The 15,197-nt window shown below is 60.4% G+C and carries 11 protein-coding genes and 2 pseudogenes; 8 read left to right on the top strand and 5 right to left on the bottom strand.

All coding sequences use genetic code 11. The features are described 5' to 3' along the window. Positions 1 to 29: 29 nt before the first annotated feature. The 4 genes from EAH74_RS05280 to edd form a co-directional block, all read right to left on the bottom strand. On the bottom strand, positions 30 to 1,499 hold the full coding sequence (locus EAH74_RS05280) for an ATP-binding protein (protein WP_140676765.1): 1,470 nt from the start codon (positions 1,497 to 1,499) through the stop codon (positions 30 to 32). Beyond that, positions 1,489 to 2,220, bottom strand: coding sequence for a response regulator (locus EAH74_RS05285; RefSeq protein ID WP_008155851.1), 732 nt, complete (start codon positions 2,218 to 2,220; stop codon positions 1,489 to 1,491). Before EAH74_RS05285 ends, EAH74_RS05280 begins: the two co-directional genes overlap by 11 nt. A 189-nt stretch (positions 2,221 to 2,409) precedes the next feature. Beyond that, the gene (locus tag EAH74_RS05290) at positions 2,410 to 3,369 is read right to left on the bottom strand and encodes a glucokinase (protein ID WP_140676768.1); all 960 of its coding nucleotides are present in this window, start codon (positions 3,367 to 3,369) and stop codon (positions 2,410 to 2,412) included. Beyond that, positions 3,366 to 5,192 carry a phosphogluconate dehydratase gene (gene edd / locus EAH74_RS05295; RefSeq protein WP_008155848.1) on the bottom strand — a complete coding sequence of 609 codons (1,827 nt, stop codon included), beginning with the start codon at positions 5,190 to 5,192 and terminating at the stop codon, positions 3,366 to 3,368. The genes EAH74_RS05290 and edd overlap by 4 nt, the downstream gene beginning before the upstream one ends. Before the next feature lie 220 nt (positions 5,193 to 5,412). Here edd and gap point away from each other — a divergent pair, with 220 nt between their 5' ends. The 5 genes and pseudogenes from gap to EAH74_RS05315 all read left to right on the top strand — a co-directional run bounded on the left by gap (position 5,413) and on the right by EAH74_RS05315 (position 10,943). Continuing rightward, positions 5,413 to 6,414 (top strand): type I glyceraldehyde-3-phosphate dehydrogenase, encoded by a 1,002-nt coding sequence (gene gap / locus EAH74_RS05300; protein ID WP_140676771.1) that lies wholly within the window; start codon positions 5,413 to 5,415, stop codon positions 6,412 to 6,414. Between the two features lie 160 nt (positions 6,415 to 6,574). Continuing rightward, entirely contained in the window at positions 6,575 to 7,039 is a 465-nt protein-coding gene (locus EAH74_RS05305; RefSeq protein WP_008155845.1) for a methylglyoxal synthase, read from the top strand. A gap of 581 nt (positions 7,040 to 7,620) precedes the next feature. Then, positions 7,621 to 8,580, top strand: a pseudogene (locus tag EAH74_RS33750) (chemotaxis protein); the annotation flags it as partial. Between the two features lie 378 nt (positions 8,581 to 8,958). Continuing rightward, a pseudogene (locus tag EAH74_RS33755) lies at positions 8,959 to 9,486 on the top strand (methyl-accepting chemotaxis protein); the annotation flags it as partial. Positions 9,487 to 9,599: 113 nt separating this feature from the next. Beyond that, positions 9,600 to 10,943 carry a CoA transferase gene (locus EAH74_RS05315; protein WP_140676777.1) on the top strand — a complete coding sequence of 448 codons (1,344 nt, stop codon included), beginning with the start codon at positions 9,600 to 9,602 and terminating at the stop codon, positions 10,941 to 10,943. Between the two features lie 200 nt (positions 10,944 to 11,143). Here the strand turns inward: EAH74_RS05315 and EAH74_RS05320 are convergent, their stop codons facing one another. Further along, on the bottom strand, positions 11,144 to 12,007 hold the full coding sequence (locus tag EAH74_RS05320) for a DNA-3-methyladenine glycosylase family protein (RefSeq protein WP_140676780.1): 864 nt from the start codon (positions 12,005 to 12,007) through the stop codon (positions 11,144 to 11,146). 190 nt (positions 12,008 to 12,197) lie between these two features. On the opposite strand from EAH74_RS05320, the gene EAH74_RS05325 reads away from it, so the two are divergent. The 3 genes from EAH74_RS05325 (at position 12,198) to gcvH (ending at position 15,187) form a co-directional block, all read left to right on the top strand. Next, entirely contained in the window at positions 12,198 to 12,563 is a 366-nt protein-coding gene (locus EAH74_RS05325; RefSeq protein WP_123367217.1) for a DUF5064 family protein, read from the top strand. 279 nt (positions 12,564 to 12,842) lie between these two features. Next, positions 12,843 to 14,351 carry a sigma-54-dependent transcriptional regulator gene (locus EAH74_RS05330; RefSeq protein ID WP_140676782.1) on the top strand — a complete coding sequence of 503 codons (1,509 nt, stop codon included), beginning with the start codon at positions 12,843 to 12,845 and terminating at the stop codon, positions 14,349 to 14,351. 452 nt (positions 14,352 to 14,803) lie between these two features. Continuing rightward, the gene (gcvH, locus tag EAH74_RS05335) at positions 14,804 to 15,187 is read left to right on the top strand and encodes a glycine cleavage system protein GcvH (RefSeq protein WP_008027813.1); all 384 of its coding nucleotides are present in this window, start codon (positions 14,804 to 14,806) and stop codon (positions 15,185 to 15,187) included. The last annotated feature ends 10 nt before the right edge of the window (positions 15,188 to 15,197 follow it).

Genomic DNA, 15,197 nt, shown 5'->3' on the forward strand with positions numbered 1-15,197 from the left:
ATTTCAAGCCAGACGCAAATATCGAAACCTTAATCAATCGACCGCGGCAAATGCAACGTCACCCTCAACCCACCCTCACGCAAATTCTGCAGGCTGACCTCCCCCCCATGGCTATGCGCAATATTTCGCGCAATCCCCAACCCCAACCCATAACCCTGCTGCTGACCGGCCAGGCGGAAGTGCGGCTCGAATACCTGCTCCATCCGCTGTTCCGGCACGCCTGGCCCTTCATCGTCCACATGCAGGATGAACGCACTCTGGTCGTCATCGATGTGCAAATGCGCTTTCTGCCCATACTTCAAGGCATTGTCGATCAGGTTGCCGATGCAACGCTTGAGCGCCAGCGGCTTCCCCGGATACGCCGCCAGCGCACGCCCTTGCTGAGTAACGCGACCATTACCGTTGGGCGCCAGATACGGCTCCACCAGACAGTCGAGCACATGGTTGAGGTCCACCGGTTCGATGTTTTCGTGGATGTCGGTGTCTTTCACGCATTGCAACGCGCCTTTGACCAGCAGCTCCAGCTCATCCAGATCACGGCCGAACTTGGCTTGCAGCGTTTCGTCTTCAAGCAATTCAACCCGCAATCGCAAGCGGGTAATCGGCGTGCGCAAGTCATGGGAAATCGCGCTGAACAACTGGCTGCGCTCGGTCAGGTAACGGCTGATGCGTTCGCGCATCGCATTGAAGGCGCGGCCAACTTCGACCACTTCACTGCCACCACCCTCGGCCACTGGCTCGACTTCCGCGCCGAGGGACATGTCCCGTGCAGCCCGCGCCAAGCGCTTGAGCGGCCGGCTCTGCCAGTGCACTAGCACGCCAATGAACAACAACAAGAAGCCGCTGGTGAGCACGATGAACCAGACTTGCTGTGCCGGCAGGCCTTGTTCTTCAAGACTGGTGTAGGGCTCGGGCAACAGTGAGGCGATGTACAGCCACTCGCCCGGTGCCATCTGGATTTGCGTGACCAATACCGGCGGATTCACCGGCTCCAGGGTCAACGCGTAATGCGCCCAGGAGCGCGGCAATTCATCGAGTTTCAGACCGCTGTTGAAGATGCGCAGGTCTTCGGGGCTGACGAACGTCACCGAGATATCCGTGTCCTGGCCTAGCGACTGGCGCAATACTTCATCCACTGCTTTGAGCACGGCTTCCTTGCGCGGGGTGATCGGCAGCACCTCCATGCCCAAGGGTTTGTCGTTGAGCGTCACCACAAAACGGGTGCCGCCCATGCTGCGCAACTGGTCGAGCACCAAGGGCCGAAACGCTACCGGCAGAGAGCGGAAGTAACTGACGCTGGCCGTCATCGAATGAGCGAGGCTACGAGCACTGGTGACCAGGCCTTCAAGTTGGGTGGCGCGCAGTTGCGAGACCCAGATCACGCTCGACAGCGTCTGGGCGAACAGGACCGCCAACAGCGTCAGCAGCAACATCCGTCCAAGCAACGAGCGCGGCATGGGGATCCGTGCAGCGAGCTTGCGGAAAAACTCAGTGGCCATTGCTGGCAACCACATTGGCGGCCAGTTGGTAGCCGCTGCCGCGCACGGTACGGATCAGCCGCGGTGGTTTTTCGGTGTCGCGCAGGCGCTGGCGCAAACGGCTGACGGCCATGTCGACGATGCGATCCAGCGGCATCAAATCACGACCACGGGTAGCGTTGCCGATGGTGTCGCGGTCGAGAATTTCCTGGGGGTGATCGAGGAACAGTTTCAGCAGCGCGAAATCGGCGCCGGAGAGAATCACTTCTTCGCCGTCGATGTGGAACAGTCGGTGGCTGACCATGTCCAGCCGCCAGTCATCGAAGGCCAGCACTTCACTGCCGGAACGTTCCTGACCGAACTGCGCGCGGCGCAACAAGGCTTTGATGCGCGCCTGCAACTCACGCGGGCTGAAGGGTTTGCCGAGGTAATCGTCGGCGCCCAGTTCCAGACCGATGACGCGATCGGCCTCGTCGGAGCTGGCCGTGAGCATGATGATCGGCACCTGAGCCTGACGCGGGTGCTGACGGATCCAGCGGCAGAGGCTGAAGCCGTCTTCGTCCGGAAGCATCACATCGAGGATCACCAGATCGCTCGGCGCCTCGTTCATCGCCTGACGAAAGCCTGCACCGTCGGGCGTGGTGCGAACCTGGAAACCGGCGCGGGTCAGGTAGGTGTCCAGCAACTCGCGTATCTCTTGATCGTCATCGACCAACAAAATCGACTTGTTGACTGAGCTCACGGGGCGGCGTCCTTGTTGTTTGAATTGGGCGGATTATGCCTTAAGCACTGAATCTACAAACACCACAAAACCAACTGTGGGAAAACCAATGTGGGAGCGAGCCTGCTCGCGAAAGCGGTTTTACATTCAACACATTCGTTGACTGATACACCGCTTTCGCGAGCAGGCTCGCTCCCACAGGATTGCATTTCAAGTTGGGTTGGCTTGCTCCAGCGCCACTCCCGCACCCATCAAGCCGGAATACGGCGCCGTCACCAGCCACACCGGGATGCCTTTGAAGTAATCGCTCATGCAGCCCTTGTCGGCGAAGCACCGGGCGAAACCGCTTTCGATGAAGAAATCGGCAAACCGCGGAATCACCCCGCCCACGATGTACACGCCGCCGCGCGCACCGGTGGTCAGCACGTTGTTGCCGGCCACACGCCCCAGCCAGCAGCAGAATTGCTCCAGCACTTCCAGGGCAATCGGATCGCCCGCCAACCCGGCAGCCGTGATCGCTTCGGGCGTTTCGAGCACAGGCTCATGACCGTCCACTGCACAAATGGCCCGATAAACCCGCGGCAAGCCGCTGCCGCTCAAGGCCGTTTCAGCGCTGACATGGCCGATCTCATTGAAGATGTGCTGCCACAACTGAGTTTCCCGCGGACTGCTCAGCGGCAAATCGACGTGACCGCCCTCCCCCGGCAACGCGGCGAAACGACCTTCGCCCAAATCGAGCAACGTGCCAACACCGAGGCCAGTCCCCGGACCAATCACCACCGCCGGCCGCAACGGTTCCGGCGTACCTTCGCAAACCACCCGAAACTCGCCCCGCTGCAAACGGGTCATGCCCAGCGCCATGGCCGAGAAGTCGTTGACCAGCAACAGTTGATCCACCTGCAAGGTGTTGCAGAACGCCTTGCGGCTGAGTCGCCAGTGATTGTTGGTGAACTTGAATTCATCGCCGCTGACGGGGCCGGCCACCGACAGGCACACCGAACCGATCGAACCCGGCGCCAGGCCAAGCCCGCTCAGGTAGAGAGCAATCGCCTCCTCCGGGCTGGCGTGGTCGGCCGTTGCCAGCACCTGGACCGATTCCAGCTGCTGGTTTTTCCACAACGCGAAACGTGCGTTGGTCCCACCGATGTCACCGACCAAAGCCAGTTTCAATTAAGCGTCTCCAGGGCAGAAGTAAAGGCGCTGGCGCCCTGCTCCGCCGAGCTGAAGGCCATGCGCATGAAACCAAACAGTTCGCGACCGCTGCCGATGTTGTTGCCCAACAGGCCCTTGGCAGGTTCGCGCGCTGCGAATTCTTCGGCGTCCACCTTAAGCTCCAGGGTGCCTTTGACGCCATCGACGCGGATGATATCGCCCTCTTGCACCCGCGCCAAAGCGCCGCCCACATACGCTTCGGGGCTGACGTGAATCGCCGCCGGGATTTTCCCCGACGCACCGGACATGCGCCCGTCAGTCACCAGCGCCACTTTGAAGCCGCGATCCTGCAGCACACCGAGGAACGGTGTCATCTTGTGCAGCTCCGGCATGCCATTGGAACGCGGGCCCTGGAAGCGCATCACCGCGACGAAATCCTTCTCGAGCAAACCGGCCTTGAACGCATCGGCCAGATCCTGCTGATCCTGGAACACCATGGCCGGTGCTTCGACGACCTGGTTTTCCAACGCGACGGCGGACACTTTCATGACACCGCGGCCGAGGTTGCCTTCCATCACCCGCAAGCCGCCCTCTGGCGAAAATGCGCGAGCGACCGGACGCAGGATGGTTTCGTCGAGGCTTTCGATCGGGCCTTCGCGCCAGACCAGTTCGCCGTTTTCGAGGAACGGTTCCATGGTGTAGCGGCTCAGGCCGTGGCCCAGCACGGTGTTGACGTTTTCGTGCAGCAGCCCGGCTTCCAGCAGTTCGCGGATCAGGAACGACATGCCGCCCGCCGCCTGGAAGTGGTTGATGTCGGCTTTGCCGTTCGGGTAGACGTGGCTCAGGGTCGGCACCACCTCGGAGAGGTCGGCCATGTCCTGCCAGGTCAATTGAATGCCCGCCGCCATGGCGATCGCCGGCATGTGCAGCGTGTGGTTGGTCGAGCCACCGGTGGCGTGCAGGGCCACGATGGAGTTGACCAACGAACGTTCGTCGACGATTTCGCCGATCGGCATGAAGTCGCCGCTCTGTTTGGTCAGACGCGTGACTTGATGCGCTGCTTCGCGGGTCAGGGCATCGCGCAACGGGGTGTTCGGGTTGACGAAAGAGGCGCCCGGCAAGTGCAGACCCATGACTTCCATCAGCAACTGATTGGTGTTGGCGGTGCCGTAAAAGGTGCAGGTACCCGGGCTGTGGTAGGACTTCATTTCCGATTCCAGCAGCTCTTCGCGGCTGGCCTTGCCTTCGGCGTAGCGCTGGCGCACGTCGGCTTTCTGCTTGTTGGAAATGCCCGAGACCATCGGCCCGCCCGGCACGAAGATCGTCGGCAAATGACCGAAACGCAGCGCGCCCATCATCAAGCCCGGCACGATCTTGTCGCAGATGCCGAGCATCAGCGCGCCGTCGAACATGTTGTGAGACAGCGCCACGGCAGTAGACAGCGCGATCACTTCGCGGCTCGGCAGGCTCAGTTCCATGCCCGGTTCGCCCTGGGTCACGCCATCGCACATGGCGGGGGTGCCACCGGCGAACTGGCCGACGGAGCCGATTTCACGCAGGGCTTTTTTGATCTGTTCAGGAAAGACTTCGTACGGCTGGTGCGCCGAGAGCATGTCGTTATATGACGAAACAATCGCAATATTTGCGGAGTTCATCATCCGCAGACTGTTCTTGTCGTCGGTGCCGCAACCGGCCACGCCGTGGGCGAAGTTGGCGCATTGCAGCTTGCCGCGCATTGGACCGTCGCTGGCAGCACCACGAATCAGTGCAAGGTAAGCCTCACGCGTGGCGCGGCTGCGGGCGATAAGCCGTTCGGTGACCTCAAGGACGCGGGGATGCATGTTTAGAACTCCAGGCTAACGGATGTGGCGACCTGATTGTCTATGCTGAGCAAGAGCCGTTGTCGATGGGATGACAGACGGTTTTCTTGTTCGGTCGGACCAGTTGATTCAGGTCACTCGTTGTAGATTGAACAAAATATTGCCATTAAAAAGGCTTGTTTTCTATTTTTATGCGAATAATCTTGTAATTCCAACAACAAAACGACGGCGGCCCTGTTAAATGACTCTTCGAATCGCAATCAATGGTTTTGGCCGAATTGGCCGTAACGTCCTACGCGCACTGTATACCCAAGGTTATCGCCAGGATCTGCAGATCGTTGCCATCAATGACCTGGGCGACAGCGCGATGAACGCTCATCTGCTCAAGTACGACACTGTTCACGGCACGTTCGATGCCGATGTCCAGCACGATCTGGAAAGCCTGACCGTCAACGGCGACCGTATTTCTGTCAGCGCCATTCGCAACCCGGCCGAACTGCCTTGGGCTGCCGAGAAGATCGACGTTGTATTCGAATGCACCGGTTTGTTCACCGACCGCGACAAAGCCGCCGCGCATATTACGGCCGGCGCACGCAAAGTGATCATCTCGGCCCCGGCCAAAGGCGCCGACGCCACGGTGGTGTATGGCGTTAACCACGACATTCTGCGCCAATCGCACCAGATCATTTCCAATGCGTCGTGCACCACCAACTGCCTGGCCCCGGTGGCCCAGGTGTTGCACCGCGAGCTGGGTATCGAAAGCGGTCTGATGACCACTATTCACGCCTACACCAACGATCAGCACCTGACCGACGTCTATCATGTCGATCCGTATCGTGCGCGTTCGGCCACCCAGAACATGATCCCGAGCAAAACCGGCGCGGCTGAAGCGGTCGGCCTGGTGCTGCCGGAACTGGCGGGCAAACTGACCGGTATGTCGGTGCGCGTGCCGGTGATCAACGTGTCGCTGGTGGACCTGACCGTGCAACTCAAACGCGAAGCGTCGGCCGATGAAGTGAACGCGCTGCTCAAAGAAGCCAGCCAGCACTCGAAGATTCTCGGTTACAACACCCTGCCGCTGGTCTCCAGCGACTTCAACCACAACCCGCTGTCGTCGATCTTTGACGCCAACCACACCAAGTCCAGCGGCAAGCTGCTCAAGGTACTGGCCTGGTACGACAACGAATGGGGCTTCTCCAACCGCATGCTCGATAACTGCCTGGCGCTGTGCAACGCAGAGTAAGCGAAGCTTACGAGTAGGCGCTGCCGCAGGCTGCGATCTTTTGATCTTGATTTTCAGCGATCCCGAAAAGATCAAGATCAAAAGATCGCAGCCTGCGGCAGCTCCTACAGGTATTCGCGTGGCGCCCTATGCCAACGCATCACGCCTCGGAGCAGCACCGATGATCGGTATCAGCTTTACGCAAAAGACCATGGCAGCGCGCAAGCGTATTGCCTTGGTCGCCCATGACCACTGCAAGGTGTTTTTGCTGGACTGGGCGGAGCGGCAGAAAGACAGGCTCGCACAGCATGAACTGGTCGCCACTGGCACCACCGGGTTGTTGTTGCAACAGCGCCTGGATTTGCCTGTGGAGAGCATGATCAGCGGCCCGTTGGGCGGCGATCAGCAACTCGGTGCGCGAATCGCCGAGCAGCGGGTCGACATGCTGGTGTTCTTCTGGGACCCGTTCGAACCACAGCCGCACGACCCGGACATCAAGGCGTTATTGCGCGTCGCGGCGGTCTGGAACATTCCCGTCGCCTGCAATGAATGCAGCGCCGACTACCTGCTCAGCAGCCCGATGATGGAGCAGGCGCACGAACATCGGATCCCCGATTACGCGACCTATCTGCTGGGCCGCGCCTAAAGCTTCACTCTGTTGCTTGCCTGACTCAATGCGCCCTCCTGTGGGCGCTTGCTCCCGCAGGAGGACTTGTCGATCGAGCCTCCTGCCTCCCCCTGCCGCACGGGCGGAATCAGTGCCGACAATTTCCTGAATTTCTGCCCTTTTCAGGGCATTTTCCTGCGCAAACGTTCACCTGTTACCGTTCGTCGGCTTTGCGTTCATGCAACCTCCGCTCACGCCGATGTGCATTAAATGGCGCTGAATGGACTTGGCGAATTGGGTCGATCCCGACTCACAGCCAACACCTCATCCATTCGCGAGCTCGTCCCATGTTCGACTCTCTCTCCATCCGCCTGAAAATCGTCCTGCTCTCCGGTCTGTGCCTGCTTGGCGTGGTCGCGTTGATCGTCGGGATGAACATCTACCAGACCGATCAGAACGATGAACTGGTCAGTGCCTCCAGCAGCAAGATGCTCACCGCCAGCGTTCAGAACCTGCTCCAGGCCAAGGCCGCCGAGCAAGCAGTGCGGGTGCAGAAGACCTTCGGCGAAAGCCTGCTGGTGGTGACTGCCCTGGCCGACCAGATCAAGGACATGCGCACCATGGCGAGCACGCGCTCCCTTGATGCCGGTGCCCTGCGTGAAGAGTTGAACCAGAGCCTGAAAACCGCCTTCGAGCGCAACAGCAAAGTGCTCGGCATCTGGCTGGCATTCGAGCCCAATGGCCTCGACGGCAAGGACAGCGAGTTCGCCAACGATGCCGCTCGCCAATCCAACGAAGCCGGTCGTTTCGCCAGCTACTGGAGCCGTGCCGGCGGTGTCGGGATCAACACGATCATGGTCGAAGACGACATGACCAAAACCACCTTGAGCCTCAGCGGCACACCCTATAACAGCTGGTACACCTGCCCTCGCGATAGCAAGCGCACCTGCCTGCTCGACCCGTATGCCGACACCGTCGCCGGCAAGGAAATGCTGATGACCACCATTTCCGTACCGCTGCTGGTGGATGGCAAATCCATCGGCGTGGTCGGTGTGGACATCGCCCTCGACGCCCTGCAAGCGGCGGCTGTCGACTCCCAACGTGATCTGTTCAACAGCGCCGGGCACATGTTGATCGTCTCCGGTAGTGGCGTACTCGCGGGCTACAGCGTGGACGCGAGCAAGGTCGGCAAAAGCATCGGCGACACCCTGGGCGCAGACGGCAAGGACGTTCTGCAATTGCTCAGCGCTGGCACGCCGAAGATTCTCGAACAGGGCGACCTGATCCGCGCGGTGTACCCGGTCAGTCCGATTGCCGAGTCCAAAGCCTGGGGCGTGGTGATCGACCTGCCGAAACACGTGTTGCTGGCCGACTCGGTCAAGTTGCAAGCCTTAGTCGATGACGCCCAGCAAAGCGGCACGATCAAAGCCGTTTTGGTGGCAGTGATTGCCGGCCTGGTCGGACTGTTGCTGATCTGGCTCACGGCGTCCGGCGTGACCCGGCCGATCAATAGCGTGGCCGAGATGCTCAAGGCGATTGCCAGCGGTGACGGCGACCTGACGCAGCGTCTGCACTACAGCAAGAAAGACGAACTGGGCGAACTGGTGAGCTGGTTCAACCGCTTCCTCGACAAGCTGCAACCGACCATCGCGCAGATCAAACAAAGCATCACCGATGCGCGCGGCACCGCCGACCAGTCTTCGGAAATCGCCCGCCAGACCAGCGAAGGCATGCAAGTGCAGTTCCGCGAAATCGACCAGGTCGCCACCGCGTCCAACGAAATGAGCGCCACCGCCCACGACGTCGCCAACAGTGCCTCGAACGCGGCTAACGCAGCCAAGGGTGCCGACCAGTCGGCCCGCGACGGCATGCAGATCATCGAACGCAGCACCCGCGACATCAATCAACTGGCCGACGAAGTCAGTAAGGCGGTGACCGAAGTCGAAGCCTTGGCAGTTAACAGCGAGCAGATCGGTTCGGTGCTGGAAGTGATCCGCAGCATCGCCGAACAAACCAACCTGCTGGCGCTCAACGCGGCGATTGAAGCTGCGCGTGCCGGCGAGAGCGGTCGCGGGTTTGCGGTGGTCGCCGATGAAGTGCGCAACCTGGCCAAACGTACGCAAGATTCGGTGGAAGAAATCCGCATTGTCATCGAGCGCATCCAGTCCGGTACTCGCGGTGTGGTGGCCACGATGCATTCGAGCCAGACCCAGGCTCACAGCAACGCCGGGCAGATCCAGCAAGCCGTCCAGGCCTTGAGCAAAATCAGCGACGCAGTGACGGTCATCAGCGACATGAACCTGCAAATCGCCAGCGCCGCCGAACAGCAAAGCGCGGTGGCCGAAGAGGTCAACCGCAACGTCTCGGCGATCCGCACGGTCACCGAAACCCTGACCGGCCAAGCCACCGAATCGGCGCAGATCAGCAGCCACCTCAACTCGTTGAGCTCGCATCAGATGAAATTGATGGATCAGTTTCGGGTGTAACCCTTAAAAGATCGCAGCCTGCGGCAGCTCCTACACCGATCCCTGGAGCTGCCGCAGGCTGCGATCTTTTGATCTTTTGATCTATGCTGCCCCTCTCTTCCGGAGGGCCTTCGATGACTGATTTACTCACGTCCATTCAAGCCGCACTCGGCTTGCCTCACACCCAGGTCAAGTTCACCTCGAGCGGCGCCTTGCCCTCGGCGTTTGCCGTCACCGACCTGGCGTGCGCCAGCATTGCCGCTGCCGGCCAGGCTGTCAGCGAATGGCTGCAGCAACAAACCGGTCGCTTGCCAAGCCTTGAGGTCGACCGCCGCCTGGCCTCTTTCTGGTTCGCCACGTCGATCCGCCCGATAGGCTGGAGCGTCCCGCCGCTGTGGGATCCGGTCGCCGGTGACTACGCCACAAAGGATGGCTGGATTCGCCTGCACACCAACGCACCCCATCACCGCGCCGCTGCCGAAAAAGTGCTCGGCGCCTGTGCCGACCGTACAGCGATGGCGAGCAAGGTTGCTCAATGGGCCAAACGTGATCTGGAGCAGGCCGTGGTCGATGCCGGTGGCTGCGCCGCCGAGATGCGTAGCTGGGCGCAATGGCAGGCGCATCCCCAAGGTCAGGCCGTGAACGCCGAGCCGCTGATTCAGTTGGCTGACAACAGCCGCCAGAACGCGAAACCGTGGCAAGGCTCGGTGGCGCAACCGCTGGCCGGGATCAAGGTGCTGGATTTGACCCGAGTGCTCGCCGGACCGATCGCCAGCCGTTTTCTGGCAGGCCTCGGCGCCGACGTTTTGCGGATCGACCCACCGACCTGGAACGAACCGGGCGTGGTGCCGGAAGTCACCTTGGGCAAACGCTGCGCACGCCTGGACCTGCACGACAAGACTGACCGCGCGGTGTTCGAAAGCCTGCTCAAGGACGCTGACATTCTGCTCCACGGCTACCGTGCTGACGCACTGGAACGCCTGGGTTACGGTGTCGCCGAACGCCAGAAACTGGCGCCCGGCCTGATCGACGTCAGCCTCAATGCCTACGGTTGGAGCGGCCCGTGGCAGAACCGCCGCGGCTTCGACAGCCTGGTACAAATGAGCAGCGGGATCGCCGACGCCGGCATGCAGTGGAAACGTGCAAACAAGCCGACGCCATTGCCCTTGCAAGCGCTCGATCACGCCACCGGGTATTTGATGGCGGCCAGTGCGATTCGATTGTTGGGGCGCAGTGGATCGGCACGGTTGTCGTTGGCGCGTACGGCGAAGTTGTTGATTGAAAATGGTGCGGGAACAGATGAGCCGTTGCGGGCGGAGGATGACAACGATCAAGGGCTGTTGGTTGAGCAGACGCCTTGGGGACCGGCGCATCGACTTCATGTGCCGCTGAAGATTACGGGGACGCCGTTGCAGTGGACGATTCCGGCTTCTGAATTGGGGTCGCATCGTGCGCAGTGGATCCACCCCTCACCTTAACCCTCCCGAAACGTCGGACCGCCCCAGGCGATAGAGGGGACTGATCGAGGTGTACTTGGAGGTACATCGACCTGAGAAATCGTCGAACTCAGGTTTGAAAGCAACCGAGATCGGCTCCCTTTCCCCTCTCCCCTGTGGGGCGGTCCGACGTTTCGGGAGGGCTGGGGTGAGGGGTCGATTTCAAGCCGATAACATCCCCCTCAATCCCCCCGATTCAAAGAAGTCCAAAGCACCTGCGCCGCATAGCCTCGATAAGGTCTCCAGACTTCAGCTCGTTGCAACAACCCCCGAGCCGTCACCGCCTCACCTTCAAGCGCCGCCAGCGCATTGATCAACCCCACATCTCCGCTCGGAAACGCATCCGGATCGCGCAACTGCCGCAAGGCGATGTATTGCGCCGTCCAGTCACCAATCCCGTGCAACGCCAGTAGCCGGGCAACGCCGCCTTCCCGATCCGGCTCAAACAGTAAAGGATCATCGAGCAACGCCTGAGCCACACCCGACAGGGTTCGACCACGGCTTTTCGGCATCCCCAACGTCGCCAAGTCCACTAACGCCAAAGTGGCGGCCTGAGGAAACACATGGGTCACGCCGGGCAACGACGAAGCCAACGGCTCGCCATACTGCGCCACCAGTTTCCCCGCCAGCTTAATCGCCGCGCCCACGCTAATCTGCTGCCCCAACACCGCACGAATCGCCAACTCCAGGCCATCCCACGCCCCCGGCACCCGCAGCCCCGGACGCTCGGCAATCAACCGCGCCATCAAGGGATCAACCGCCAGCTGCCGATGAATCGTTGCCAGCTCCGCATCCAGATCAAACATCCGCCGCAGCCGCGTGATGATCTCCGGCACGGCCGCTGAATCAGGAAAATCCAGGGTCAATTCAAGCGCATTCGCCGCCGCAGGCTTGATCGAAAACGTGCCATGAACACCGTTCAACCCGATGCTGCGCGAGTAAACACCATCGACCACCGCCTCGATCCCCACAATTGCCCGTGCCGACAAAAAACCCAGCATCGCCGGCCAGTCATAGGGCGGTGGATACTCCAGCAGCACCTTCATAACGCCTCCGATTACCGATGAGTTCACCCAGACCAAGGATGGACCCAGTTCGCCCGACAGACTGGAAAAGTCGCGTCGATCGGTCCACTCTCGGACACGGCGACACCCGGATGAGCTATCAATAAAAGAAACTCCAAGGGCAGGCTTGAGGTCTGCCCTGATTCAATGCCTTTTTGAAGGAGAGACACCAATGGCAACGTTCGAGCCCGGTCACCTGCACATCGAGCGCCATGCGCTGAACAAGGACGATTACAGTTACAACCTGCACATCGAATATGCCGTCAGTCAGGACCCCAAGGAAGGTGAAGGCATGCTCTTCAAGATGCATGGCACGGTTGGGGACAAGGAGTTAAAGGAAGAATTCTTCCTGCCCAAAGATCAGGCCTTCGACTTCGCCCGGCATGCCACGCGCATCGCGCAGAAGTACGGGATGCCCAAAGAGGCCAGTATCGGCTCGATACACAAGGAGTACGACGCCATGTTTGAAGATGTGCGGGCGCAGCTCCACGTCAAATCCGGTGATCCGATAAAACCTGAGCATCTGGATCGAATCTGAAGGCCACCCCCTCACCCTGACCCTCCCGAAACGTCGGACCGCCCCAAGGGGCGAGGGGACTGACCGCGTTGCTCTTTCGATGTACATCGACCTGAAAGTCCAAATTGAACTCAGGCTTTGAAAGCGACAAATATCTGCCCCCTTTCCCCCTCTCCCCACTGGGGAGAGGGCTGGGGTGAGGGGTGGTTTTTGAATCCTCCATAAATCTCAAGATTTCACCCCAGCCCTCCACCAAGGCATACTTGCCACCCTCCGCACTCCAGAACCCAACAACGCCCCATGCGTATCCACGTCAGCTTCATCGACCGCGTCGGCATTACCCAGGAAGTCCTGGCCCTGCTCGGTGGGCGCAATCTCAATCTGGATGCGGTGGAAATGGTTCCGCCCAACGTCTACATCGACGCCCCGACCCTGAGCCCGGAAGTCCTCGAAGAACTGCGCGATGCGTTGTTCAGCGTGCGCGGCGTGCAAGCGGTGACGGTGGTCGACATTCTTCCCGGTCAGCGTCGGCACCTGCAGCTTGACGCGTTGCTCGCGGCCATGACTGACCCGGTTTTGGCGTTAGACAGTGCCGGCAAGGTGCTGCTGGCCAACCCGGCACTGATTGCGTTGTACGGTCGCGAGCCTGACGGCGAAAGCATCGCCGACCTGTTTGCCGACCCGGCATTGCTCGAAGCCCTGCTGGAAAACGGCTTCCGCCTGCCGCTCCGGGAAGTCACCGTCAACGGCCAGACGTTGCTGCTGGATGCCACACCGATAACCGACGCCGGCGCCCTGCTGACCCTGTATCAACCCAACCGCATCGGCGAACGCCTGTCGGCGCTGCACCACGACCATGCCGAAGGTTTCGATGCGCTGCTCGGCGAGTCTCCGGCGATTCGCACCCTCAAGGCTCGCGCCCAGCGCGTTGCGACCCTTGATGCGCCGTTGCTGATCCAGGGCGAAACCGGCACCGGCAAAGAACTGGTGGCGCGTGCCTGCCACGCCATCAGCGCCCGGCACAGTTCGCCATTTTTGGCGTTGAACTGCGCGGCATTGCCGGAGAACCTCGCCGAAAGCGAACTGTTCGGCTACGCCCCCGGCGCCTTCACCGGCGCGCAACGAGGCGGCAAACCGGGGCTGATGGAACTGGCCAACCAGGGCACGGTGTTTCTCGATGAGATCGGCGAGATGTCGCCGTACCTGCAGGCGAAATTGCTGCGCTTCTTGAACGACGGCAGCTTCCGCCGGGTGGGCGGGGATCGTGAGGTGAAGGTCAATGTGCGGATCCTCAGCGCCACGCACCGCGACCTGGAAAAAATGGTCAGTGAAGGTTCGTTCCGCGAAGACCTCTTCTATCGCCTCAACGTCCTGAACGTCGAAGTCCCGCCCCTGCGCGAACGCGGCCAGGACATCCTGCTGCTGGCCCGCTACTTCATGCAGCAGGCCTGCGCGCAGATCCAGCGCCCGGTCTGTCGCCTGGCGCCCGGCACCTATCCGGCGCTGCTGGGCAATCGCTGGCCGGGCAACGTGCGGCAATTGCAGAACGTGATCTTCCGCGCCGCCGCCATTTGCGAAAGCAGCCTGGTCGACATTGGCGACCTCGATATCGCGGGCACCTCGGTGGCGCGCGAGAGCGACAGCGACGTCGACAGCCTCGAACAGGCCATGGAAGAGTTCGAAAAAACCCTGCTGGAAAAGCTCTACGTCAGCTACCCCTCGACCCGCCAACTGGCCAGCCGCCTGCAAACCTCCCACACCGCCATCGCCCATCGGTTACGCAAGTACGGCATTCCCAATAAGCCGTAAGCCTGACAATACAAGCTCATTACCAACACAAAATCACTGTGGGAGCGAGCCTGCTCGCGAAGGCGTCCTGTCAGCTAGCGTTGATGGCGATTGATACACCGCTTTCGCGAGCAGGCTCGCTCCCACATTAGTTTTGTGTCCAGCCTGAAAATCTGTTTAAAAGCGACCTCCATCTGTACTGAAAGCGCTACAGCGGAACGATATCGCTACACCCTCTCCTGATCACCGCTGTGCAAGGCTTTGATCCACTTAGGCTTTTTTCTCCGCCTTGGTCTGTAGCGATTTCGCTACAGACAGCACATCGCCGCACGTCGAACAAACATATAACTTATTGATTTATAACAATAAAAAAACATTGGCCGCGTTTTTGCTTAGTAACCATCCATAAAGTACGGCATTGCCGAGTATTCAATCGCGTCCACCAGACGAGTCTGGCCCCCTTAGGAGTTTCCATGAGCGAGTTGCGTTTTACTGAAGATCACGAATGGCTGCGCACCGAAGCTGACGGCAGCGTCACAGTCGGCATCACCGCTTTCGCACAGAACGCCTTGGGCGACGTGGTTTTCGTACAACTGCCTGAGCTGCAGTCCTACGACAAAGGCGCTGAAGCCGCCACCGTGGAATCGGTAAAAGCTGCCAGCGGCGTGTACATGCCGCTGGACGGTGAAGTGCTGGAAGTAAACCCGGCGCTGGACAGCAGCCCTGAACTGGTCAACGAAGATCCGCTGGGCGAAGGCTGGTTCTTCCGCTTCCAGCCAACCGATGCATCGGCTGTCGCCAAACTGCTGGATCAAGACGCTTACGACCGTCTGATCAAAGCCAACGCCGAAGCCTGAGGAGCACTGA

This window comes from Pseudomonas mandelii (genome assembly GCF_006438925.1).
Classification (GTDB): domain Bacteria; phylum Pseudomonadota; class Gammaproteobacteria; order Pseudomonadales; family Pseudomonadaceae; genus Aquipseudomonas; species Aquipseudomonas mandelii_C.

Excerpts from the sequence above, each read along its gene's own strand:
- EAH74_RS05280 (WP_140676765.1), bottom strand. The coding sequence starts at position 1,499 with ATGGCCACTGAGTTTTTCCGCAAGCTCGCTGCACGGATCCCCATGCCG.
- edd (WP_008155848.1), bottom strand. The coding sequence starts at position 5,192 with ATGCATCCCCGCGTCCTTGAGGTCACCGAACGGCTTATCGCCCGCAGC.
- gap (WP_140676771.1), top strand. The coding sequence starts at position 5,413 with ATGACTCTTCGAATCGCAATCAATGGTTTTGGCCGAATTGGCCGTAAC.
- EAH74_RS05305 (WP_008155845.1), top strand. The coding sequence starts at position 6,575 with ATGATCGGTATCAGCTTTACGCAAAAGACCATGGCAGCGCGCAAGCGT.
- EAH74_RS05315 (WP_140676777.1), top strand. The coding sequence starts at position 9,600 with ATGACTGATTTACTCACGTCCATTCAAGCCGCACTCGGCTTGCCTCAC.
- EAH74_RS05320 (WP_140676780.1), bottom strand. The coding sequence starts at position 12,007 with ATGAAGGTGCTGCTGGAGTATCCACCGCCCTATGACTGGCCGGCGATG.
- EAH74_RS05325 (WP_123367217.1), top strand. The coding sequence starts at position 12,198 with ATGGCAACGTTCGAGCCCGGTCACCTGCACATCGAGCGCCATGCGCTG.
- EAH74_RS05330 (WP_140676782.1), top strand. The coding sequence starts at position 12,843 with ATGCGTATCCACGTCAGCTTCATCGACCGCGTCGGCATTACCCAGGAA.
- gcvH (WP_008027813.1), top strand. The coding sequence starts at position 14,804 with ATGAGCGAGTTGCGTTTTACTGAAGATCACGAATGGCTGCGCACCGAA.